Raw genomic sequence first — 22,476 nt, 5'->3', positions numbered from 1 at the left:
AGCAGAGGTCTGTTACAGGTTCTAGATCGTAAGTCTGGATCGCAGCATAGTTCACCTCTGCTTTTAAGGTTTCCTTTGTCAAATTTAATTCTTTGATAATCTTTCTCAAACCTAAGGGATGGCAGCGGTTTCGATTCTTCATCGAAGGTAGCAAAAAGCGGGAATGTAATTTCCGAAGAACCACTGCAGCACCTTTTCAAAATCAAAAAACAAAAATTAATCATTTAATAATCAATCCATTAAACAATAAATTTTATTTCTAAAAACCAAGTATCTGTAAGCCGTCGTAAATGGAATCAAATAACAGAAACTTAAAAATTAGAAATAATGAAAAATTTAATCTTAACCGTATTTGCTGTAATTACCATGGCATTTACCACACAAGTTTACGCTCAAAAAAATCCAATGGTTGGCGGTGCAGCCATGTACCCGACTAAAGACATTGTAGATAATGCCGTAAACTCAAAAGACCATACCACACTGGTAGCAGCAGTAAAAGCAGCAGGTTTAGTTGAAACTTTAAAAAGTGCTGGTCCGTTTACTGTTTTTGCACCAACAAACGCTGCATTTGATAAACTTCCTGCCGGAACGGTAGACAATCTGGTTAAACCAGAAAACAAAGCAACCTTAACTACGATTTTAACTTACCATGTTGTTGCCGGCAAAATGGACAGCAAAGCCATTGCAAAAGCAATTAAAGCTGGTGGTGGCAAAGCTGAACTTACAACCGTACAAGGCGGCAAACTTTGGGCCTGGATGGAAGGTAAAAAATTAGTTTTAAAAGATGAAAAAGGTGGAATGAGTACCGTAACCATTGCAGATGTTTATCAAAAAAATGGTGTGATCCACGTAGTGGATACCGTTTTAATGCCGAAGTAAAATTGATATATCCTTTTAATCAGTATAAAACGCCCTGGCTTTGGTCTGGGCGTTTTTGCTTTTATAAAAAATCATCTTTTAAAATCCGTCGTTATTTTTTCATCGTACATATATACACAACACTGGAAGATATCCTTATTAAAAACATACGTCACGTCCCGTGTGATTATAAAACTAACGTCCTTTCTTAAACGTAGGGGCGTTTTTTATTTATCACCAATATACTTTCTGACTTTTTTTGATGAATTGTCAGTTTTTTTTCAAGTTTTTCCATTTGTAATGTTTAGTGTTTTTTAACTATTTAATTTTGCTGTATTAATAGTTTTTTAACATGAAATTCAATTTATCTCCGATAGATGTAGTTGAAGACATATCTAAATCAGATTTCGAGCTGAACTACCTTAAACCACGTAAACCTTTGGTTATAAAAAATATGGCCAAAAAGTGGCCGGCATACCAAAAATGGACGATGGAATACATGAAAGAGGTGGTGGGCGATAAAACTGTTCCACTTTACGACAGTGCTAAAGCCGACCCTTCTAAACCTATAAATGCATCTGCTGCCGAAATGAAATTTGGCGATTATATAGACCTGATTAAAGAAACACCGACCGATCTGCGCATCTTTTTGTTCGATCCCATAAAGTTTGCGCCAAAACTACTCGAAGATTATATCGCTCCAAAAGATTTGATGGGTGGTTTTTTAGATAGCTATCCCAATATGTTCTTTGGCGGTAAAGGTTCGGTAACCTTTTTGCACTATGATATCGATTTAGCGCACATTTTTCACACACACTTTAATGGACGAAAACATGTCATCTTATTCGATTACAAATGGAAAGAACGTTTATATCAGATTCCATATGCCACTTATGCCCTGGAGGATTATGATGTAGAAAATCCCGATTTTGATAAATTCCCCGCATTAAAAGGTGTTCAGGGCGTTGAAGCGTTTTTAGAACATGGCGATACCTTATTTATGCCAACCGGTTACTGGCACTGGATGAAATACCTGGACGGATCTTTTTCAATTAGTTTAAGGGCATGGGATAAAAGCTGGGCCGTAAAAGCAAAAAGCTTGTATAACTTAACTTTACAGCGTAAATTTGACGACTTTATGAAAGCAAACTACCGCGAAAAGTACATGCAATGGAAAGAGGAACTTGCCATTAAAAGAGCGAGCAGGGCACTGGAAAAGAATTTGCCAAAATAAGCGAAAGAATAAAGACAACGATTAAATAGGATGATGAGGTTTGGACGCCAAACCCTTAACTCCCAACACAAAACTCAAACATGCATCCTAACATTATAAAAATCCAGGAAAAAATAGAGCCACTTAGGCAGGAAATTATTAACCATAAAGTTTATTCGGCCATTAGTGAAATAGAAGATCTCCGGATTTTTATGGAACACCACATTTTTGCCGTGTGGGATTTTATGTCGCTACTTAAAGCTTTACAAATTAATTTAACCTGCACTACCCTACCTTGGTTCCCGGTGGGCGATCCGGTTACCCGTCAACTGATTAATGAAATAGTTGCAGGTGAAGAATCGGATGTGGATGCCAACGGGGCGATTAAGAGCCATTTTGAACTCTACCTGGATGCCATGGAGCAATGTGGTGCCAATACAAAACCCATCAATATCTTTTTACAGGAACTAAAAAACGGAAAAAGCTTTAATGAGGCTTTCGAAATTGCTGAGGTACCTGCTACAGCAAAAGATTTTGTTAATGCGACATTCGATACCATTAACAGCGGAAAAACACATTTACAGGCAGCAAGTTTTACTTTTGGCCGCGAGGATTTAATTCCAAACATGTTTTTCAGTATGGTAAACGACCTGAACAGTACCCAGGCTGATAAAGTTTCGATCTTTAAATACTATTTAGAGCGCCATATCGAAGTAGATGGCGATCACCATAGCCATTTGGCACTCTCGATGACAGAGAAGCTTTGTGAAAAAGATGAAGCCTTTTGGGCAGAGGCAGAAGAGACCACAAAACAAGCCTTACAGAAAAGGATCGACCTGTGGGACGCTGCCTATGCTGAAATTGTTCAAAATAAAGTTGAGGCGTAATTATTAAATTGTTAAGTATTTACTAATTTTAGATTACGTGATTTTAGTCACATTTACCTGTTAACATCAATTTTGTAAAATAAAATTTACACATTTGTTGTTCGGCACAAATAACCGATTTTAAGCGCATGAGTTTCATTTTAAAACCTGTTGATATCGTTGAGAGCATCACTCCCGAAGATTTTAAGAAAAATTATCTGAAAACTAAACGTCCGTTAGTAATCAGGGGCCTAACTAAAGACTGGCCTGCCAGAGAAAAATGGACGACTGAATATTTAAAAGAAATTGGCGGTGAGCTTGAAGTTCCGCTTTACGACAACTCTAAAGCCGATCCATCAAAACCGATTAATGCGGCTACAGCACACATGAAGTTCGGCGATTACCTTGACCTGATTAAACGTGAGCCAACGGAACTGCGTATATTCTTTTTTAACCTGTTTAAAAAAGTACCTAGTTTAATTAATGATGTAAAAATCCCTAAAGATTTAATGGGTGGTTTTATCGAAAGTATGCCTGCTATGTTTTTTGGTGGTTCTAACTCGGTAACCTTTTTACATTACGACATCGATTTACCACATATTTTCCATACGCATTTTGGCGGCAGAAAACACATTGTTCTTTTCGATAATAAATGGAAAGACAGGTTGTATTGCTTACCAAATGCAACTTATGCATTAGAAGATTACGATGTGGCCAATCCTGATTTCGAAAAATTCCCGGCACTGAATGGTGTAGAAGGTTACGAGGTTTTCTTAGAACATGGTGATACTTTATTTATGCCTACCGGAATGTGGCACTGGATGAAATATCTGGATGGTTCGTTCTCGTTAAGTTTAAGGGCCTGGGATCAATCGATTACCCGAAAAGTGGCGAGCGTTTGGAGTTTATTTACCCATGGCGCCATCGACAGTTTAATCAAAATGACTTTCAAAGAAAAATATGCCCACTGGAGAGAGAAAAAAGCAGTTAAAATTGCTGAAAGAGCTTTAGCCAAAGGCAGACCATAAAAAAGTATTGAAAAAGTAAAATACAGCGGGGCATCGGTTACGATAGCCCCGTTTTTGTTATTATTGCTTTCTGAATGCTTAAGATTAGCATAATTTAAAAAGACCAGATACCAAAATGGATACGAACATACTTAGCGAAAAAGAAAAAATGCTGGCTGGCAAAGCTTATCAGGCTGGCGGCGAAGAACTATCAAAAGAAAGATTAAAAGCACGTGAAATTGTGTTTGAATTTAATAACCTGGCACCGAAATTTATCAAACAACGGAAAGAATTATTAAAAAGGTTATTCGGAAAAACAGAAAGGATGTTTTATGTAGAACCGCCATTTAGATGCGATTATGGCTACAACATCGAAATCGGCGATAACTTTTACGCAAATTTTAACCTGGTGATTCTGGATTGCGCTAAGGTACGCATCGGCAATAGTGTTTTTATTGCGCCAAACGTAGCCATTTATACTGCAGGGCATCCGATACATGCACATTTACGCGATCAGGAATATGAATGGGCGCAGGAAGTTAGCATTGGCAACAGCGTTTGGATTGGTGGAAACGTGGTGATTAATCCGGGTGTTACCATTGGCTCAAACGTAGTCATCGGATCAGGCAGTGTGGTTACCAGAGATATTCCGGATAATGTTTTCGCTGCAGGAAACCCGTGTCGGGTAATCCGCCAGTTAACAGATGCGGATAAGGATTATTATTACAAAGATTTTAAGTTGGGGGAATAAATAATCGTCCCGATTTCCAATCGGGATGTATGAGAAGGGCGATTTTATTGCCATTAAATTTATTCTAGAGGCTGTATTATAAATCTAGTTTCATTAGAATTGTCACGTTGAGCCTGTCGAAACGCCTTATACAGGTTTGGCAGATCCTTCGACAAGCTCAGGATGACAATTCTATAAGCTTATTGTACTATGATTCCCAATCAAGCTAGGAATGAGAACCCGTTTATATTAGCTGCTATGATCAGCAACTACTTTCCACTCGCCTTTAATTTTTTTAATCAGAAGTGTAAAATATCCTTTAAGCTCGTCTTTTTCGCGTTTAACATTCCAGCTGCCTAATACAAAAGCCAAATCAGGTTTTAAAAATTCGACCTTTTTAATGCCAAACACCAAAAATCCCATGGCCGATTTATCCGGATAGCCTTTTTTATAATTATCCAGCGTTTTTTGCCAGCCATAAGTTGGTCCGTTTTTACCTACAAAAAGTAAACTGTCTGATTTTTCATAACCTTGCATAAAGGCTTCAACATCGCCCTTGTTCCAATCTGTACGTTGCTTTTCGAGTAAATTAAGTATGGCCTGTTTATCTTTCGCATTTTGCGCAAAAGCACTAAAAGAAGCTAAAAACAATGCAATTACAAGTATTCTTTTCATGTTATCTGAGTTGAGGTAAAAATTAAAGATATGAAACAAATTATTTTGTTCCATGCGTAAAAATTCTTTATTTACACATCTATAAATCTTCTATGCAAAATAAAGTAATCACAATTGGCGAAATACTCTGGGATGTTTTCCCAGAGGGTAAAAAAGCTGGCGGCTCGAGCATGAATGTTGCCCTTAATTTACATAAACAAAGTATAGAGAGCAGTTTTATTAGTGCGGTTGGCGATGATGAAAATGGCAAGGAATTATTTAATTTTTTAGCCAGCAATCATTTTGCAACTGATTTGATTCAGGTAAATAGCGAATTGCCGACCAGTACGGTTGTGGTACAGCTTGACGAAAACCATCAGGCTACTTATACCATTAAACAACCCGTGGCATGGGATGATATCAAAATTACCGACGAAAATATTGCTGCTGTTAAACAGGCAGATGCTTTAGTATATTGCAGCTTAACTTGTAGATCGGAACAATCTAAAAAAGCCATTCTGAAACTTTTAGAAAATGCCAAAACTAAAATATTCGACATCAACCTCCGCGCTCCGTTTTATACCAGGGAATTAATTGCTGAGCTTCTGACTAAGGCAGATATCTTAAAAATAAATGAAGATGAAATTTTATGGGTGAAAGAATCTTTTGGCTTGAGCGGTAATACAGACGAACAACTTTTAAAGCAGCTTTCCAGTCAGTTTAATATTGAAATCATCTGCCTTACACTTGGTGATAAAGGTGCCTGTGTTTTAAAAGACGGCAAACTGTTTAAACATGCAGGTTACAAAGTACAGGTAGCCGATACAGTGGGTGCAGGCGATGCCTTTTTAGCTACGTTTATTGCTTGCTATTTGCAAGGATACCCAATGGAAACTACATTAGATAATGCCTGCAAAGTTGGCGCCTTTGTAGCCTCGCAAGCTGGCGCTAATCCTGAGTACAATAAAAAGATTTATCATATGGCGTTGGGTTAGCTTTAGTTTTTAGCCACGGAAACACGACTTTTACCTTTCTGCTTGTCTCTAAAAATGACACCGCGCTTAAATTAATGCAAAGCGAAACTTTTATCTTCGATAAATCGTTAATACAAGCACATGAGAGGTTTTCGTTTTTCTGATTATAAGCCGGGCGATGCGCCAAAGGGTGGGTTTGATGAGTTGCTGAAATTATTTAGCGAACTGCTGAATTATACAGCCGGAGATGCCGCAGAGGCTTTAAGCTGGTTGAACGAACTCGACAAGCAATATAAACTCACCAATAACGATTATGGTATTGGCAATTTTATCGACGACCTGAAAGACAAGGGTTATCTGACAGAAGACAATCAATCTGGCGAGTTTAAAATTACGGCTAAAACCGAGCAGACAATCCGCAAGTCGGCACTGGATGAAATTTTCGGGAAACTCAAAAAATCAGGCCGGGGAAATCACAACAGTAATCAATCAGGCGTTGGTGAAGAGAAAAATGCCGATAGACGCGAATATAGTTTTGGGGATAGTTTAGATCAGATTGATATGACGGCTTCTATCCACAATGCACAGATTAACCATGGCATTGGCGATTTCACTTTAACCGACCGTGATCTGGAAGTAGAGGAAAAGGATTTTAAAACTTTAACTTCTACCGTATTGATGATTGATATTTCGCACTCCATGATTTTATATGGCGAAGACAGGATTACGCCTGCCAAAAAAGTAGCCATGGCTTTGGCCGAGCTGATTAAAACGAAATACCCTAAAGATACTTTAGACATTGTGGTTTTCGGAAATGATGCCTGGCCAATTAGCGTGAAAGACCTGCCTTATTTACAGGTTGGCCCTTACCATACCAATACCTATGCAGGCTTAGAACTGGCTGCAGATTTACTCCGCCGCAGGAAAACGCATAATAAACAGATTTTCATGATTACCGACGGAAAACCAACCTGCTTAAAAGAAAATGGCAAATATTATAAAAACAGTATGGGTTTGGATAGGAAGGTAATTAATAAAACCTTAAACATGGCAGCTCAATGTAAGCGCCTGAAGATCCCGATTACGACATTTATGATTGCCAAAGACCCTTATCTGCAACAGTTTGTGCGCCAGTTTACCGAAATTAACGGCGGCAGGGCTTTTTATAGCTCCTTAAATGGTTTGGGCGAATACATTTTTGAAGATTACATTAAAAACAGACGTAAGACAGTTAAATAAGGTAGAGGGCAAAAAGGTGGAAGGTTTAAGGCAAAACCCAATGCCGTAAATACCTACCTAACGAGTCTAAGAAAACATTTTAAACAGGCGAAGATTTAATGGTTGAATGCTGTGCGCTGCAACCCTAAACCCTAAACCTTAAAACCGATTTTAAAAAGATGCAAAACACCACATTAGGCGAATTAAAAACAACAGGATATAAATCGAGATCTGTAAAAGAAGAGCTTAGGGAAAATCTGATTAAAGTGCTCCGCGATAAAAAAACCGAATTTGAAGGCATTATAGGCTATGATGAAACGGTGATTCCTGAATTGCAAACCGCCATTTTATCGCGCCATAATATTTTACTTTTAGGTTTACGTGGGCAGGCAAAAACACGTATTGCCCGTTTAATGGTAAACCTATTAGACGAATATGTACCATATGTTGCCGGAAGTGAGATTTTTGATGATCCATTGAACCCAATTTCATGGTATGCGAAAAACGAAATTGCCATAAAAGGCGATGATACCGAAATTGCCTGGTTGCACCGCAGCGAAAGATATACCGAGAAACTGGCCACACCGGATGTTACTGTTGCCGATTTAATTGGCGATGTTGACCCGATTAAAGCTGCTACATTAAAATTAACTTATAATGATGAACGTGTAATCCACTTTGGTTTAATTCCGCGTGCACACCGCAGCATTTTCGTGATTAATGAACTGCCCGATTTACAGGCGCGTATCCAGGTGGCCTTATTTAACATGCTACAGGAAAAAGATATCCAGATCCGTGGTTTCAAATTGCGTTTACCATTGGATATCCAGTTTGTGTTTACCGCAAACCCTGAAGATTATACCAACCGTGGAAGTATCGTTACCCCTTTGAAAGATAGGATTGAAAGTCAGATTTTAACCCACTACCCTAAAACCATCGAAATTTCTCGTAAAATCACTTTTCAGGAGGCAAAACTAACCGCCGATCAAAAAGCCAATATTGAAGCTGATGGTCTGGTGAAAGACCTGATTGAACAGATTGCTTTCGAGGCGCGTAAAAGCGAATATATCGATCAAAAATCGGGTGTATCGGCAAGATTAACCATTTCGGCTTATGAAAATCTAATCAGCACAGCAGAAAGAAGAATGCTGATTGCTGGTGAGAAAAATACTTTTATCCGCTTATCTGACCTGGCAGGAATTATCCCGGCAATAACCGGTAAAATTGAACTGGTTTACGAAGGTGAACTGGAGGGCCCAGCACATGTTGCCACCACCTTAATTGGCAAAGCAGTTAAAACTTTATTTGCACGTTACTTCCCTGATCCTGAAAAAGCGAAAAAAAGCAAAACGGCCAACCCTTATACCGAAGTAACTGAATGGTTTACCGAAGGTAATAATGTTGATGTTACCGATACTTTAACCAATGCACAGTATAAAAAAGCGTTGATGCTGGTGCCTGGTTTATATGATCTGGTCAAGAAATTTCATCCTAAATTAAGCGAAAACCAGACTTTATTGTTAATGGAATTCGTGTTGCATGGTTTAGCCGAGTACTCACAATTGAGCAAAAACTTTTTAAATGGCGGCTTCGGTTTCGCTGATATGTTTGGCAGTTTATTTAACGCCGAATTTGATGAAGAAGAGGACGAAGACGATTTCAGATAATATTGAATTTCTCTAATTTGATTAGCTTTGACAAATTCTTTCTCTAGGAAGAATCTGTCGAAGCTTTTTATTTACAAACCCTAAACATAATGGGAAGATTACCTTTTATCATTGCCGCCTGCATTTTTATTATTGCATTTGATATTTATTGCTATAAAGCCATTATTGCTGTTTTTAAAAAATGGAAACCGACTACTAAAAAAATATTTGGTATTGTTTACTGGACTTATAGCGCATTATTGATTATTGGTGTTTTCTGTGGCATTTACCTCAACCTTTTCCTTACGTTAAGGGCCATTATTTTGGTGGCTTTCTTTTTAACAGTGGCCTGTAAACTGGCGATGTTGCCTTTTCTGGTACTGGATGATTTACGCAGGTTATTCATTAAAATTTTTAGAAGGAACAGAAAAAGTGAAGTTTCAACTGCACAAAGTGCAGCAACTGTGGCAGAACCCATCTCACGTTCTGAATTTTTAGTTAAAGCCGGATTGGTGGCCGCGGCAGTGCCCTTAACTTCGCTAAGCTGGGGCATTATTTCCGGCGCATACGATTATCAGGTACGACGGGTAAATTTAATCCTCCCTAACTTACCGAAGGCTTTTGACGGGATCACCATGGGACAGATTTCCGACATCCACTCCGGAAGTTTTTACAATAAAACAGCCGTAAAAGGCGGTGTAGAAATGCTGTTGGGCGAGAAACCAGATTTCGTCTTTTTTACCGGCGATTTGGTGAACAACCTGACCAATGAAGTAAGAGATTATCAGGATATATTTTCGAAAGTAAAAGCACCCCTCGGTGTATATTCATCATTAGGCAACCACGACTACGGTGATTATTATTTTGGCAAAGAATCTTCTCCTGCCAAGGTAAAAAACCTGAAAGATATGGTTGACGTACATAAAGTAATGGGTTACGACCTGCTCATGAACGAAAACCGCAGGTTAAAAGTAGACGGAGAAGAAATCGGGATTTTAGGGATCGAAAACTGGGGAATGGGCCGTTTCCCAAAATATGGGAAAATGGAGCAGGCGGTTCAAAATACGGATGATTTACCCATTAAACTATTACTGAGTCACGATCCTTCACACTGGCGCGGAGAGGTTTTGAAAAAATACCCGCAAATAGATGCCATGTTCAGCGGACATACCCACGGCATGCAGTTTGGTGTTCGTTTAAAGGAAGTTCAATGGAGCCCGGTGCAATACATTTACAAAGAATGGGCAGGTTTATACCAGGAGCAAAAGCAACAGCTTTACGTTAATGTAGGCTACGGCTTTTTAGGTTATCCGGGTAGGGTTGGCATTTTACCGGAGATCACGATATTTACCTTAAAGCGGGCATAGATATTAAAATTCGTCATTTCGATTGATTGCAAAGAAATGGAGAAATCTATAAAAGATAAATAAGTGAATCATTCATTAGATTCCTCCACTGTGGTCGAAATGACGACTATTATACAAGTATATAACCGTCAGATGGTAACATCTGACGTCATAATATAATTATCCCGCGTTAAAGCGATACCCTACACCCCTTACTGTCTGTAACAACTGCGGATTATCGGGATTCAATTCTATCTTCTTGCGTAAGCGCACAATATGCATATCGAGCGTACGGGTATTTACATCAGAGTTGTAACCCCACACCACCAGCATTAATTCATCACGGTTGATTACCTTACCAGGATTACGCAGGAAATAAAGCAGGATACGGTTTTCCAATATCGTTAACTCAATTTTCTTTCCATCCCTGAACAACGTGTGGATGTTTGGATGATGTTCCATATTACCAAAACGGTGAATTTCAGCGGTATCTTTATTCACGATAAATTTCACTTTGCTCTCCAACATCGCCACTAAAACATCCATGTTAAATGGTTTGGTGATATAATCAGATGCACCAAAGTTATAAGCGTCGATTTTATCTACATCCTGTGCTTTGGCAGTCATCATAATAATAAGGTTTTCGAAACCCTGCTTGCGCACATTCTCGCAAACTTCGGCGCCCTGTTTGCCCGGCATCATCCAATCTAATAAAACAATATCAGGCTGATCGGCCAAAATCATTCTTTCACCAGCTTCGCCATCATTTGCTTCAAGCACAGTATAACCTTCAGCCTTTAAACGGTGGGCCACAAGAAAGCGAAGATTTTCATCATCTTCTACGATTAATATTTTTACTTCTTTAGACATTTGTATGTGTTTTATACGGTTGTAATGTTGAAACGTTATAATGTTTGAAGATTAAGTCCAACTTTTAACTTTCCAATTTTAACTATTATAAGGCAGTACAATTTTAAATTCGGTACCACTTCCTACTTTACTTTTTACCGAGATTTCTCCCTCCATAAAGTTAACCAGTTCTTTGCAGAATGCCAAACCCAGGCCTACACTGCCCATCTGGTTATATTCATTCTGAATCCTGAAAAACTTCTTAAATATATTGTTTAATTCTGATGCTGCGATACCGATCCCTTTATCGGCAAAGCGGAAAACCAGTACCCCTTTAATCAGCTTTGCGCTAATGTGTAATTTTTTCTGTTCTGGTTTCGAATATTTATAGGCATTCTCTGCCAGATTATCGAATAAACTCCCCAATAACACCGGATCGGTAATAAAGGTTTTAAAGCCCACCACCTCATAGGTCATCTTAAAATCGGGATGCTTCAATGTATGCGATTCGATGGTGCTCTCTATAAAGTCAACAATATTAACCTCTTCCTGGTTCAGCTTAATTGCCTTATTTTCGATCTGCGTAAAGGCCAGTAATTTGTTCATTAAACCATTCAGTTTATCGGCTTCTTCATCCAGTATCTTGCCATAAAGCTGCTGTTCCCTTTGGCTCAGTGCAGTAGCACTTTTAATATTGTTCCCTGCAATCTTGATCACACTGACGGGCGTTTTAAACTCGTGCGTAAGGTTATTCACAAAATCGTACTGCAACTTAAACATTTTACTATTGATGTTCAGGTTACGGTAAATTAAAAAAGCAACCAATAAAAGCACCCCATATACCAGCAAGAGCACCAGGGCAATTGGCATGAAGTAAATAAAAATTTCTTTCTTGATGTAAGATTTTGATGAAATGAGGTACAGCTTAAAATCAGAAAATGCACCAGGCAAGGCTATTTCAGTAGTAATATTTTCATCAGAAGTATCAATCGGATCGTAAGTTAAAGGTTCAATCCTGATGGTTTGGTACAACAAAGGTCTTGTATTAACGATCTTTATTTTATGCGCATCCAATTTAAAAACCATTACATCCTGTGGATAAACGGGAGCCGGGTTAAGCTTGCGCCTGATCATATCCTTATAAATCCTTAAATCCTCGCGACGGGGAATATTAAGGTAGGTGATTTTATTTTCGTTCGAGTTAACGATAGAAAAATTGGTAAACAGCTCTTCTTGTGTAGGTACCGATGCAGTATCAAGATCCTCAACAAAAGTGGCCAGTTTAATGGCAATTGCATTAAAATCGCTCCCTACATTAAAAGACCTGGTATCATCTTCTGAATACAATTTTACCGAATCGGGCTTTACGCCCTTACCAAACTGGAAAATAGATTTCGGCCCAATGCCCAGGTGGTTGGCATTGATCCCATCTTTTACAGGAACATTTTTCACCTCCGTATCGTAAAAAGTAACCTTCGAGATAAAAGGGTATTTTAACATCACGGTATCTACAAACTTCGCTGCTGTAGAAGAATCTAAAAAGCCACTGTAATAAGAAACTTCGGGCATTTTATTCTGAAAGAAATCGTTGTAAGGTTTAATACTTTGCTCGAGCACATTGACTTTTTCAGATACAAAATCGTTCTCAATCGATTTTTTGCTATAGTTAAACGCTAAAAAAAGCGATAGGATAAAAAGAATGGAAATGAGTACAATGAAGGTTACACCGAGGGAGAAATTTTTACGATAACCACTTTTTTTATCTAAGGCCATACCCTATTTCTTACCTAGATTTTCCTGTAAAAATTCTTCCAAAGCTTTATACAAAGCCGTTCTACTCTGCTGGCGGACAATCGGGTTTGGTCCCTCTTCCTTTTCGATATAGGTAACCTGAACATTTCGTTTTTTCAGTTCTTTAATAAACTGAACGCCTTCTGCTACATTAACACGCGGATCTTTAGGATTTTGTGCGATAAAAACAGGAGATTTAAAGCGATCGGCATGAAAAACAGGCGATGCAAACCGCATATAATCGGTATCGGTTACCGGATTGCCAACAATTTCATAATACATCTGCAGATTCGCTTTTAAAAACGGCGGAATGGTTTTCAGGTAACTAAACAAATTGATTACACCTGAATTTGATCCACCACATTTATAAAGATCGGGATTTTTATACAAACAATTTAATGCGATATAACCACCAAAACCATTGCCATAAATGGCGATTTTTTTAGGGTTGGCAATTTTTTTGGCAATTAACCATTTTACGCCATCATTAACATCTTCCTGGATTTTATCGCTCCACTGCTTGAAACCAGCCGCATAAAAAGATTTTCCATAACCGGTAGATCCACGATAGTTTACCTGCAAAACAGCATAACCGCGGTTAGCCAGGAACTGAACTTCTGCATTATAACCCCAGCTGTTTCTTCCTGCAGGGCCATTATGTGGCAAAACCACAACAGGTAAATTAACAGCCTTTTTATTTTTGGGTAAGGTTAAATAGCCGTTAATGGTTAAATGATCAGAACTTTTAAAACAGATGGGTTTCATGGCACTCATATCGCCCTGTTTAATAGATGGGCTAATATCAGTTAGTTTTTTAAGTTTATTCTCGCTAACCGTATATAGATAATAAGAGCCTGGATTTTTATCGGTAAATGTTCTTACTACAAAAACCTTGTCCATTTTATCTTTATCCATAATCTTCCATTCGGTGCCTGGCAAAAGCCGGTCTATTTTCGAATAGGTAATTTTGGTACTATCGTCAAGGTAATATTTTTCCTTTTTCCAGGTTTCGCAGGTTACAAAAAGCATTTTCTTTTGTGGTCGCGAGTATTTGGCATCAACTACGTTTAAGGTATCGTTTGCAAAAAGCACCTGTTTTTCTTTACCACTTTTTAAATCGAGTGCCACAAGTGCATTCTTATCCCTATTTACATTAGAAATAACATAGAGTATATTCGGTTGGTCTTCTGAAAAAGCAATTGGCTGTAAAGTGGTTTCGAAATTATTGGTAATTACCGGAGCAAAGGCTTGATTTTCGTTTTCGCGGTACATTAAGGTTTCATTCACCCCGTCGCTCGCTACTGCAATTTTCAATACCCCTCTGTTATCCGTCATCCATTCGGTAATGTTACCAGGGTTTTTGGCCGCAATATCCATCTTACCATTCCGAACATTTAAGCGATAAACATCGAAAACCGTCGAATCGCGTTTGTTGGATGCAACAATAATATATTTATCATCAATTAACTGATCTTCTATTACCCTCAGCCTATTTTTCTCGTTGGCACTCAGCTGAACCTGCTTACTTCCATCTTTATTGATGACGAAAATATCCGATTTACGCTCTTTAGATTCGTCTTCAGTATAATAAATCAACTCATTATTGCTGGTCCAGAAATGAAAACTGATATTCTTTCCATTCAAATGGGTTAACTGAACACTATTTCCAGTGGCCAGATCTTCCACAAAAAGATCAAGTTTTTTATCATGGAGTTTTAAATAAGAAAGACTTTTCCCGTCCGGAGAAATGCGATAATAGGCTTTATCCTGCGTTTTAAAAAAATCGTCCACAGGAATAGTATCATTGTCCGTGCCTTTACAAGCCCAAATCAATGCAACCATTAACAATAGAAAAATCTTTTTTAGCATAAATAAATCCTTTACGGGATGACAAAAATAAGTATCACAACAACTTAACCGCGATTTACACCAACAATGTTACTTATGCAATCAATAATAAGTCGTGGTTCAATTTAGTATTTATAAAATACCTACAAAATAAAATACAGGTAACATTTAAAATACGTTTAATATCAATTGGCGGTTTAGCTAAAGATGTATTAAAATGTTACATTTAAAACTTATAATTTAGGGTTTATGAACCGCTTGTTTTTCATCATATTCTTATTGCTATCGCTTGGGGCCAATGCACAGATTTTTCGTCCCAACCAACAGATTGCCCCTGATGAAAGTAGTCTGGCTATACAATACTACCAGGATGGAGATTATGAAAAGGCAGTTGTGCTACTGGAAAAACTCTATGCCATTCCCAATAACGAAGCCTATTTCGATATTTACTTTAATACATTGTTAAAACTGAAGCGTTATGATGTGGCAGAAAAAGTGGTTAAACGGGAAATCAAAAAAAATCCGCAGAACGATATTTATCCCATAGCATTAGGCAAACTTTATCAGGAGAAAGGCGATACGCAAAATTCAAATAAAATTTTCAGCGATGTGATCAGCAAACTTCCCAAAGATGAGTTTAAGATCAGAAATTTAGCCAATAGCTTTTACCGTTTTGAAAATTATGAGTTTGCGGTTCAAACCTTTAAACAGGGCCGAAAACTGTTGGGCAACGATCAGCTATTTGCCTTTGAGTTATTAAACATCTACCGTTTTAAAAAGGATAAACCCATGCTCATGCAGGAGTATCTTGATGCGCTTGGAACAATGCCGCAGCTTTTACCGCAGGCTGAAGCGGTACTGGCTTCTATTTTTGAAGATAAAAACGATTACCAAACCTTTCAGGCGGCCATTTTAAGAAAAGTGCAGAAAGAGCCCGACGCCGAAATTTATATCCAGTTACTTACCTGGAACTATATTCAGCAACAGGAATTTGACATGGCCCTGCGCCAGCTTATTGCCTACGATAAACGAACCAAAGCTGATGGCGGCACTTTATTTAATGCCATTTATACCTTTGTGGATAATGGTGCCTACGAAACCGCAATTAAAGCCTACGATTACTTGCTAACCAAAGGAAAGGATAACCAGTATTATCTTCCTTCGAAAATAGAAATGCTGAATACGAAGTATAACCTGCGTACCAACGGGAAATATACGGTAGCTGATCTTGATTTGTTAGCGAAAGATTATCAGGCCTTATTGGGCGAAAATGGCAAAAATAGGAACACCCTGTTCGCGATAAAAAAACTGGCAAATTTGCAGGCTTATTATTTAAATCAACCCGGCAATGCAGAAAAAGAACTGGAAGAAGCGATAAAAATGCCTGGCATTAGCGATCAGGACTTAGGCCAGCTAAAACTCGATTTAGGCGACATTTATATTTTAACCAACCAGCCCTGGGAAGCTTTTTTGGTATACGAACAGGTGAGCAAACAGTTTGAAGGACAACCTGTGGGAAATGAAGCACGTTTCAGGAGTGCTAAACTTTCCTTTTATCAGGGTAATTTTGACTACAGCAATGGCCAATGCCTGGTTTTAAAGGCTGCAACCTCACAACTCATTGCAAACGATGCCCTGAACCTGAGTTTACTGATTAACGATAATATTCAAACCCCTGCAGATAGTAATGCGCTAAAAATGTATGCTGATGCCGAGATGCTTTTATTCAGGAACCTGCCCGAACGCGCCGTTAAAAAAATGGATAGTATTGCGATAGCCTTTCCACAAAATAGTTTGACAGATGCGATAATGATGAGCAAAGCAAAAATTTTCATCAAAGCCAACGATTTCCAAAAAGCCGCCGATATACTGAAAAAAGTAACTGAGGACTTTAAAGATGGTATCTGGACAGACGATGCCCTTTTTACCTTAGGTGATCTTTATGAAAAGAAATTGAACGATATCGCGCAGGCCAAAATTTATTTCCAGAAGTTAATTACCGATTACCCGGGCAGCATGTTCAGTGCCGAAGCCAGAAAAAGGTTTAGGAACTTACGCGGAGATGGTGTTTGATTGGTTCAATGGTTCATTAGTCATTAGTTCATTCGTAATTGTTAATCGGTTAATTGTTTTAATCGGTTAACTGTTTAAACTGGTTAATTGTTACTCACCTAATCTTTCCATTCGTCGTTATGAAACCGATGAGCAGGATGACAAAAGTGGTCGTCATCTCGACTGGAACGCAGTGGAATGGAGAGATCTATCTTGAGATGATAAAATAAACTGCAGTATTGGTTAATCGTATTGCGCTAATTGTTTTATTGTTATGATTGCTACCGGCGAAACGTCAGCCAGCAAGCGATTTACTCCCCTCAATTATTCATTAATAAATGACTCATAAAAATCATTAAAACCTTAATTTTCTTAACTTCTTAATGGTCAATAAAAGATTAATTAACGCCGAACACTAAACCAGATTAAATATACTTCATAAACTGGTACCCAGCAGAAAGTATTAACGCTAAAATACCTATAATCAAAATCCTTTCGCCATGTGCCCGGTCTGCCGGAGCGTAATTAAATACACATTCTCCGTTAGGCAATGTTCTTTTATGCGTTCGTAAATAAGCTCCGATGATGATGGCTATTAATCCTCCAACAACAGCCAAAATATAGCCCGCTACAATCAGCACCTTCGGACTTTCTTCAGGCTCAGCTAACGCTTCTAACCTTTTTTCTTTTAGTGTTTGGATCTGACTAACATCGGCTTCTGCTAGGCCTGGCTCTTTAGATTTTTTTGCTGGCTCTAATCCATCTAAATCCACATATTGTATAGGCATATATTAAAGCCAGGCTCATCAAACTCGAAATGCTGGAAAAGTAAAAAGCCCGGCACAATCGCCAGGCTAAGATTATTTTAAAAGCACAAGTCATCTGGCCCACTAAGACTTGCGCTAGTGAGGTTTTTTATTGGTACGAGTTAAAAACTCGCACCAGCACCATTTGTCTAATTGCAATCCGCTCGGACTAGCAGGGAGGAGGATAAGCCACTATTCGATATTCTCTTTCAGCAATGCTCATTATTTTTTTTACCGAAGTCCTCTCAGAGTTATGATAAAATCCAATGCTACCAGTATGATGAAAATAAAAGAAAAAATCTTCTTCAGTATTAAAAAATAGCGGACTATATGGAGCCTGATGAGTTAAGATACAGGTTAGAACTAATGGTAAGAATTTGTTCCAATCATTACATGTACATATACCAGAATAGTCTTTCTCAATAAAGGAACTTTGCAGCATTTTTAAATAAGCTTTCGATTCATTAGACTTACCTGTTAATTCGTAATTGTAGTCATCATTTTCTATATCCCAAGTATCTAAGCAAAAGTCCCACCAAGAATAGTTATATATTTTAATATTATTGTCTACACTTTGAAATAAAGAACGGAACATCTGCAATAAATCTTCTAAAAGATTATTGTTTTTATTTAGATATATCTCATATCTACTTCCCTTGCTATCTGGGAAAAAATCAAGATTGACCCACTCAAATGGAAAATCTTGATTATTAGTTGAGTTTAGTATTGTCATTTTTATTGAACCGATTTTAATTTGCTCCACGGAATAAATTTCCCAGTCTCTCCCTTGTATTTATCTTGTATAAAATTTCCAAATCCATCAGCATCTTTATACCATTCCAGTCCTTTTGGTGTTTCTGTAAAAACTTCAAATTTACTTCCTCCATGCCCTGTTTTGTCAACAGACCACCAAAGTCCATCAAATTTACTTTTGTACATGCGTCCCCAAGTTGTACTATTTTTAATCTTCGACGACCCTTCTTTCTACTTCTACACCGCGTTCTTTTAATATTTTTTTTGCCAGTAAAAAATCCAGGCTGCCCCATTCATCCTGTTTTTCAATAATTTCTTTCAGTTCTTCGTCACTGAAATCAAAAATATAGTATCCCGGATCGATATCTGCTAAACCTTTCTCCGCCAGTTGAAGCAGCAGAGTGTCGGCCCGTTCAAAATCTGCAGGCTTCAACTTTATTCTAAAATCTTTATTGATTTCATTATTGGCAAACGAGACATCAAAATTTTCAGAAACATCTTCCAACCCGCACTCAATCCTATTTTCTCTAAATGTTTCGGCCAGTGCCAAAGCTGCTGCTTTATCATTAAATCGCTGGAAGGTTAAAAAATCAGGCATATAGCAGATTAATTAGTTCATTTGTCATTGGTTCATTGGTAACTGCAAATTGCTAACTGAGAACTGTATTCTTGGTTAATCGGTTAATGGTATACCCTTCGGCTACGCTCAGGGGGTTAATTGTACCCAACCGCCAAACGCTTGTCGCCTAACGCTCAACGCTAAGCATCCAGTGCAATAATAGTCAGCGTTAATAATAAAATGAAACAGATACCGGCTAAGATCAGAATTCTTGCTCCATGCTGCCGGTCGGTTAACGAATAAGAGAACACTTTTTCACCTGTAATCAGTGTTTTCCGCTTTTTCATTAAATCCCAACCAATAACCAGCCCTAGAATGCCGCCGAAAATTGCAGTTAGGTAACCTGTATAAATGTAATTGCGTGTCGAGTTGTCTATTTTTTGAGAGCTGTTAGTTCGTATCATGCTTAAAAACAATGGGAATTGGCAAATTTAAACGATTCACATCACTTTAAAGAATAAAATCCATCTTCATCAATTTTTTAGCATTTATATATTATCTACCTTTGTGCCATGTTTTTATATAATGTTACGCTCATCTTAGATGATGCAGCAGCTGAAGAATGGTTACAGTGGATGCAGGAAATCCATATCCCACAGGTTATGGCTACGGGAATGTTTGTTTCTAACCGTTTATTAAAGGTGGTAGATTCGCCGAATGAAGGCGTAACCTACTGTGCACAATATGTTGCTGAAACATTAGAGAACTATAATAAATACCAGGAAGTATTTGCACCTGCTTTACAGGCTGAGCTAAACGAAAGATACAAAAACCGCTTTGTGGCGTACAGAACTTTGATGGAGTTTGTACCCCCAACCCCCTAGAGGGGGCTTACAGCCTTAGAAATATAAAGTCCCCTTTAGGGGATTTAGGGGTTAAGCTTCTCGTTATTTTTATGTCTGTCTGCATCGCGGATGCTCTTTTTCTCCAGATTTTTCTCTAAAGCATCGGTAAGATTTATGCCCGTTTGATTAGCCAGACAGATTAAAACAAACATTACATCAGCCATTTCATCGGCGAGGTTTACCTCTTCATCGCTTTTTTTAAACGACTGTTCACCGTATTTACGGGCCATGATACGGGCAACTTCTCCAACTTCTTCCATCAGAATGGCGGTATTGGTCAGTTCGTTAAAATAACGGATGCCTGTAGTTTTAATCCAACGGTCTACGGTTTCCTGTGCTTCGTTAATGGTCATGTTTTTCTTCTTCTATTTCTGAATTGATTCTACTGTTAATATCGATATGGGCATCTTCGAGTAAAAAGACACTTGCGCCTTTTTCTCTGGCATATGGCGTAGTTACTTCACCAATTTTGGTAATCTTCCCAAAAAACGGCTGTTCTTTTTTACGCTGAGGATCTTCTTCACCTAGCTCTCTAATTAAAATTAAATGTTTAATCGGTTTATCCATTTTAAACCAGTACAAATAATCGGCGTTGTAAGCTACAGCGTTGATATTTTTAAACTTCGAGTAGTAATTGATGGCCCCAGCCTCTCCGTAATTATCAGCCCGAACCAGCAAAGCAGATTTATCTTTAACCTTTGCATAGGCTAGATCAGTTAAGGCAGCCATTTCTTTCCAGCCCTGCATATCGGCAAAATCCTGCGGCAAATCGTGCTGTAAACCGTCTTCCCAACGCAACATACCTATTTTACCAAACTTATCGTGTTTGGCTATAATCTGCTCCGGACTTAAAACCGGATAGGCAAACTTCATGGTAATGCTAAATAGTGCAATGGGCAAAACAATCATCAATACTTTCAGATATTTTTTCCAACCCTTATGAAGAACAAGGCTAAAATATGCACATCCTGCTGCAATAATAACAGGGTACAAACCAGCAGCATAATATCCTTTTGCCCTAAACCAGGTAAACAAACCTAGGGAAATTATAAAGCCAAAAATTACCCAACGGAAAGCTGCAAAAGGTTTATAAAACAGCAATGCGATAATCCCAGCCAAAACAATAAAAATAACATTAAAGTAGTAGAGCAACTGATCTTTCAGGAAATCGATCCGGTTAATTTTATCCAACTGTGTTGCGGCCAATTCTTTCATATGGCCAACTACCGGAAAATGATGCGTGTATTGCCAGATGAGGTTAGGCAGCATGATGAACAAGGCCAGCAAGGCCGCAAAATAAAGATGTTTATTCCTGAAAACCGCTCGTTGCTTCGAGATCAGCAAAGCTGGAATTAAACCCGCAGCCAAAAACACAATACTGTATTTGTTTAAAAACCCCAGCCCTAGTGCAATGGCTAGGAAATAAAGAAATCTATTTTCTTTCGTATCAAAAAACCTGATCAGGATGAAATAAACAGCTGTCCAGCTTAAAATATCGAATGCATTCGGTTGAAAAAGTAAGTCTAAGCGCCCAATAGCACAACAGATTAAGGCAATGGCCGACAAGGCTTTAGCGTATAAATTGCCTTTTAAGGCTTCCACAATTTTCCAGGTAAATACCAGGGTTGCCCCGCCGATGCTGGCTGATACCAAACGGACTACCGCCTCGCTACTACCCAATAATTTAATAATCAGCGCAAATATGGAAGTTACCGGTGGTACAGACTGAAAGCCCCAGGCCAAATGATTGGCCTGATCTAAGTGCAAAAACTCATCACGGTGTAAGCTATAAGCCGCATTGACCAATAAGAAAGGTAAAATCAGTTTTAAAATAACGAAAAAAACAAGAATCCCTAAATCTACCAGAGCAGACTTCGACTTTTTATGATTCATCTTATTTTCCATACCTGGGCGAATTTGGCCTATTCTTTATTCTTCGTATCAATCAATATCGTAACCGGACCGTCGTTTAATAAAGCGATTTTCATATCGGCCCCAAAAATCCCTGTTTTTACTTTTTTGTCTAACAATCCGGATAATTTCTCGATCATTTTCTCGTACAGCGGAATGGCGATGTCTGGTCGTGCAGCCCTCGTAAAACCCGGACGGTTCCCTTTCTTTGTTGAGGCGAATAATGTAAACTGACTGATCAACAGGATGTCGCCACCAACATCAGCGAGTGCTTTATTCATCAATCCGTTTTCATCTCCAAAAACACGCATACCGATAATTTTCTGCGCCAGCCAATCCAAATCCTCTAAAGTATCGGCATCTTCTATACCCAACAACACTAAAAATCCGGTTTCAATTGCTCCTGTTACCACTTCATCAACCGTGCAACTTGCCTGTGTAACTCTTTGTAAAACTGCTCGCATTTTATACTACTTTTGCTCAATAAAAT

General features: G+C 38.4%; 23 protein-coding genes. 11 read left to right on the top strand and 12 right to left on the bottom strand.

What is annotated here, in order from left to right; all coding sequences use genetic code 11:
- Positions 1-327: 327 nt before the first annotated feature.
- The 5 genes from AC07YT_RS11845 to AC07YT_RS11825 all read left to right on the top strand — a co-directional run bounded on the left by AC07YT_RS11845 (position 328) and on the right by AC07YT_RS11825 (position 4,695).
- On the top strand, positions 328-879 hold the full coding sequence (locus AC07YT_RS11845) for a fasciclin domain-containing protein (protein WP_086547954.1): 552 nt from the start codon (positions 328-330) through the stop codon (positions 877-879).
- 331 nt (positions 880-1,210) lie between these two features.
- A complete protein-coding gene (locus AC07YT_RS11840; RefSeq protein ID WP_086547955.1) occupies positions 1,211-2,092 on the top strand; it encodes a cupin-like domain-containing protein in 882 nt (293 codons plus the stop codon).
- 80 nt (positions 2,093-2,172) lie between these two features.
- Complete coding sequence (locus tag AC07YT_RS11835) at positions 2,173-2,958, top strand: DUF3050 domain-containing protein (protein WP_086547956.1); 786 nt, start codon at positions 2,173-2,175, stop codon at positions 2,956-2,958.
- 128 nt (positions 2,959-3,086) lie between these two features.
- On the top strand, positions 3,087-3,965 hold the full coding sequence (locus AC07YT_RS11830) for a cupin-like domain-containing protein (RefSeq protein WP_029274179.1): 879 nt from the start codon (positions 3,087-3,089) through the stop codon (positions 3,963-3,965).
- A 115-nt stretch (positions 3,966-4,080) separates the two neighbouring features.
- On the top strand, positions 4,081-4,695 hold the full coding sequence (locus AC07YT_RS11825; RefSeq protein WP_494945325.1) for a sugar O-acetyltransferase: 615 nt from the start codon (positions 4,081-4,083) through the stop codon (positions 4,693-4,695).
- A 228-nt stretch (positions 4,696-4,923) separates the two neighbouring features.
- On the opposite strand, the gene AC07YT_RS11820 is transcribed toward AC07YT_RS11825, so the two are convergent.
- Entirely contained in the window at positions 4,924-5,349 is a 426-nt protein-coding gene (locus AC07YT_RS11820; RefSeq protein ID WP_086549433.1) for a YybH family protein, read from the bottom strand.
- Between the two features lie 92 nt (positions 5,350-5,441).
- Between AC07YT_RS11820 and AC07YT_RS11815 the strand changes: the two genes are divergently transcribed.
- From AC07YT_RS11815 to AC07YT_RS11800, 4 genes are all read left to right on the top strand, one after another.
- On the top strand, positions 5,442-6,323 hold the full coding sequence (locus AC07YT_RS11815; protein ID WP_086547957.1) for a carbohydrate kinase family protein: 882 nt from the start codon (positions 5,442-5,444) through the stop codon (positions 6,321-6,323).
- Positions 6,324-6,443: 120 nt separating this feature from the next.
- Complete coding sequence (locus AC07YT_RS11810) at positions 6,444-7,541, top strand: vWA domain-containing protein (RefSeq protein WP_029274175.1); 1,098 nt, start codon at positions 6,444-6,446, stop codon at positions 7,539-7,541.
- Between the two features lie 158 nt (positions 7,542-7,699).
- Entirely contained in the window at positions 7,700-9,187 is a 1,488-nt protein-coding gene (locus AC07YT_RS11805) for a P-loop NTPase family protein (RefSeq protein WP_086547958.1), read from the top strand.
- Between the two features lie 89 nt (positions 9,188-9,276).
- Positions 9,277-10,533, top strand: a complete 1,257-nt coding sequence (locus AC07YT_RS11800) for a metallophosphoesterase (RefSeq protein ID WP_086547959.1) — start codon at positions 9,277-9,279, stop codon at positions 10,531-10,533.
- Between the two features lie 159 nt (positions 10,534-10,692).
- Here the strand turns inward: AC07YT_RS11800 and AC07YT_RS11795 are convergent, their stop codons facing one another.
- The 3 genes from AC07YT_RS11795 to AC07YT_RS11785 form a co-directional block, all read right to left on the bottom strand.
- Complete coding sequence (locus tag AC07YT_RS11795; protein WP_086547960.1) at positions 10,693-11,382, bottom strand: response regulator transcription factor; 690 nt, start codon at positions 11,380-11,382, stop codon at positions 10,693-10,695.
- 78 nt (positions 11,383-11,460) lie between these two features.
- Positions 11,461-13,134 (bottom strand): sensor histidine kinase, encoded by a 1,674-nt coding sequence (locus AC07YT_RS11790; RefSeq protein ID WP_086547961.1) that lies wholly within the window; start codon positions 13,132-13,134, stop codon positions 11,461-11,463.
- Between the two features lie 3 nt (positions 13,135-13,137).
- Positions 13,138-15,021 (bottom strand): S9 family peptidase, encoded by a 1,884-nt coding sequence (locus AC07YT_RS11785; RefSeq protein ID WP_086547962.1) that lies wholly within the window; start codon positions 15,019-15,021, stop codon positions 13,138-13,140.
- Between the two features lie 228 nt (positions 15,022-15,249).
- Here AC07YT_RS11785 and AC07YT_RS11780 point away from each other — a divergent pair, with 228 nt between their 5' ends.
- Positions 15,250-17,073: a tetratricopeptide repeat protein gene (locus AC07YT_RS11780; protein WP_086547963.1), complete on the top strand. Its 1,824-nt coding sequence runs from the start codon at positions 15,250-15,252 to the stop codon at positions 17,071-17,073.
- Between the two features lie 404 nt (positions 17,074-17,477).
- Here the strand turns inward: AC07YT_RS11780 and AC07YT_RS11775 are convergent, their stop codons facing one another.
- The 5 genes from AC07YT_RS11775 to AC07YT_RS11755 form a co-directional block, all read right to left on the bottom strand.
- The gene (locus AC07YT_RS11775; protein WP_086547964.1) at positions 17,478-17,840 is read right to left on the bottom strand and encodes a hypothetical protein; all 363 of its coding nucleotides are present in this window, start codon (positions 17,838-17,840) and stop codon (positions 17,478-17,480) included.
- 187 nt (positions 17,841-18,027) lie between these two features.
- Positions 18,028-18,591: a hypothetical protein gene (locus tag AC07YT_RS11770; RefSeq protein WP_086547965.1), complete on the bottom strand. Its 564-nt coding sequence runs from the start codon at positions 18,589-18,591 to the stop codon at positions 18,028-18,030.
- Positions 18,592-18,593: 2 nt separating this feature from the next.
- A complete protein-coding gene (locus AC07YT_RS11765) occupies positions 18,594-18,797 on the bottom strand; it encodes a hypothetical protein (RefSeq protein ID WP_086547966.1) in 204 nt (67 codons plus the stop codon).
- Positions 18,798-18,819: 22 nt separating this feature from the next.
- Positions 18,820-19,209, bottom strand: a complete 390-nt coding sequence (locus tag AC07YT_RS11760) for a hypothetical protein (protein ID WP_086547967.1) — start codon at positions 19,207-19,209, stop codon at positions 18,820-18,822.
- Between the two features lie 161 nt (positions 19,210-19,370).
- On the bottom strand, positions 19,371-19,634 hold the full coding sequence (locus AC07YT_RS11755) for a hypothetical protein (protein ID WP_086547968.1): 264 nt from the start codon (positions 19,632-19,634) through the stop codon (positions 19,371-19,373).
- 108 nt (positions 19,635-19,742) lie between these two features.
- On the opposite strand from AC07YT_RS11755, the gene AC07YT_RS11750 reads away from it, so the two are divergent.
- Positions 19,743-20,054, top strand: coding sequence for a DUF4286 family protein (locus AC07YT_RS11750; protein WP_086547969.1), 312 nt, complete (start codon positions 19,743-19,745; stop codon positions 20,052-20,054).
- Between the two features lie 44 nt (positions 20,055-20,098).
- Here the strand turns inward: AC07YT_RS11750 and AC07YT_RS11745 are convergent, their stop codons facing one another.
- From AC07YT_RS11745 to dtd, 3 genes are read right to left on the bottom strand one after another with little or no spacing between them, the layout of a single operon-like run.
- Positions 20,099-20,428: a nucleotide pyrophosphohydrolase gene (locus tag AC07YT_RS11745; protein ID WP_025143974.1), complete on the bottom strand. Its 330-nt coding sequence runs from the start codon at positions 20,426-20,428 to the stop codon at positions 20,099-20,101.
- Positions 20,418-21,968 carry a glycosyltransferase family 39 protein gene (locus AC07YT_RS11740; protein ID WP_494945324.1) on the bottom strand — a complete coding sequence of 517 codons (1,551 nt, stop codon included), beginning with the start codon at positions 21,966-21,968 and terminating at the stop codon, positions 20,418-20,420. Before AC07YT_RS11740 ends, AC07YT_RS11745 begins: the two co-directional genes overlap by 11 nt.
- A gap of 29 nt (positions 21,969-21,997) precedes the next feature.
- Positions 21,998-22,450, bottom strand: a complete 453-nt coding sequence (dtd, locus tag AC07YT_RS11735; protein WP_086547971.1) for a D-aminoacyl-tRNA deacylase — start codon at positions 22,448-22,450, stop codon at positions 21,998-22,000.
- Positions 22,451-22,476: the final 26 nt, after the last annotated feature.

This window comes from Pedobacter sp. GW460-11-11-14-TSB4 (assembly GCF_059423705.1).
This window is presented reverse-complemented; position numbering and strand designations above follow the sequence as displayed.

What these genes read in the sequence shown, in the direction of transcription:
- AC07YT_RS11750 (WP_086547969.1), top strand. Translation starts at nt 19,743, where the DNA reads ATGTTTTTATATAATGTTACGCTCATCTTAGATGATGCAGCAGCTGAA.
- AC07YT_RS11815 (WP_086547957.1), top strand. Translation starts at nt 5,442, where the DNA reads ATGCAAAATAAAGTAATCACAATTGGCGAAATACTCTGGGATGTTTTC.
- AC07YT_RS11800 (WP_086547959.1), top strand. Translation starts at nt 9,277, where the DNA reads ATGGGAAGATTACCTTTTATCATTGCCGCCTGCATTTTTATTATTGCA.
- AC07YT_RS11835 (WP_086547956.1), top strand. Translation starts at nt 2,173, where the DNA reads ATGCATCCTAACATTATAAAAATCCAGGAAAAAATAGAGCCACTTAGG.
- AC07YT_RS11825 (WP_494945325.1), top strand. Translation starts at nt 4,081, where the DNA reads ATGGATACGAACATACTTAGCGAAAAAGAAAAAATGCTGGCTGGCAAA.
- AC07YT_RS11820 (WP_086549433.1), bottom strand. Translation starts at nt 5,349, where the DNA reads ATGAAAAGAATACTTGTAATTGCATTGTTTTTAGCTTCTTTTAGTGCT.
- AC07YT_RS11765 (WP_086547966.1), bottom strand. Translation starts at nt 18,797, where the DNA reads ATGTACAAAAGTAAATTTGATGGACTTTGGTGGTCTGTTGACAAAACA.
- AC07YT_RS11795 (WP_086547960.1), bottom strand. Translation starts at nt 11,382, where the DNA reads ATGTCTAAAGAAGTAAAAATATTAATCGTAGAAGATGATGAAAATCTT.
- AC07YT_RS11840 (WP_086547955.1), top strand. Translation starts at nt 1,211, where the DNA reads ATGAAATTCAATTTATCTCCGATAGATGTAGTTGAAGACATATCTAAA.
- AC07YT_RS11755 (WP_086547968.1), bottom strand. Translation starts at nt 19,634, where the DNA reads ATGATACGAACTAACAGCTCTCAAAAAATAGACAACTCGACACGCAAT.
- AC07YT_RS11780 (WP_086547963.1), top strand. Translation starts at nt 15,250, where the DNA reads ATGAACCGCTTGTTTTTCATCATATTCTTATTGCTATCGCTTGGGGCC.
- AC07YT_RS11845 (WP_086547954.1), top strand. Translation starts at nt 328, where the DNA reads ATGAAAAATTTAATCTTAACCGTATTTGCTGTAATTACCATGGCATTT.
- AC07YT_RS11740 (WP_494945324.1), bottom strand. Translation starts at nt 21,968, where the DNA reads ATGAATCATAAAAAGTCGAAGTCTGCTCTGGTAGATTTAGGGATTCTT.
- AC07YT_RS11775 (WP_086547964.1), bottom strand. Translation starts at nt 17,840, where the DNA reads ATGCCTATACAATATGTGGATTTAGATGGATTAGAGCCAGCAAAAAAA.
- AC07YT_RS11830 (WP_029274179.1), top strand. Translation starts at nt 3,087, where the DNA reads ATGAGTTTCATTTTAAAACCTGTTGATATCGTTGAGAGCATCACTCCC.
- AC07YT_RS11805 (WP_086547958.1), top strand. Translation starts at nt 7,700, where the DNA reads ATGCAAAACACCACATTAGGCGAATTAAAAACAACAGGATATAAATCG.
- AC07YT_RS11760 (WP_086547967.1), bottom strand. Translation starts at nt 19,209, where the DNA reads ATGCCTGATTTTTTAACCTTCCAGCGATTTAATGATAAAGCAGCAGCT.
- AC07YT_RS11745 (WP_025143974.1), bottom strand. Translation starts at nt 20,428, where the DNA reads ATGACCATTAACGAAGCACAGGAAACCGTAGACCGTTGGATTAAAACT.
- AC07YT_RS11790 (WP_086547961.1), bottom strand. Translation starts at nt 13,134, where the DNA reads ATGGCCTTAGATAAAAAAAGTGGTTATCGTAAAAATTTCTCCCTCGGT.
- AC07YT_RS11810 (WP_029274175.1), top strand. Translation starts at nt 6,444, where the DNA reads ATGAGAGGTTTTCGTTTTTCTGATTATAAGCCGGGCGATGCGCCAAAG.
- AC07YT_RS11785 (WP_086547962.1), bottom strand. Translation starts at nt 15,021, where the DNA reads ATGCTAAAAAAGATTTTTCTATTGTTAATGGTTGCATTGATTTGGGCT.
- dtd (WP_086547971.1), bottom strand. Translation starts at nt 22,450, where the DNA reads ATGCGAGCAGTTTTACAAAGAGTTACACAGGCAAGTTGCACGGTTGAT.
- AC07YT_RS11770 (WP_086547965.1), bottom strand. Translation starts at nt 18,591, where the DNA reads ATGACAATACTAAACTCAACTAATAATCAAGATTTTCCATTTGAGTGG.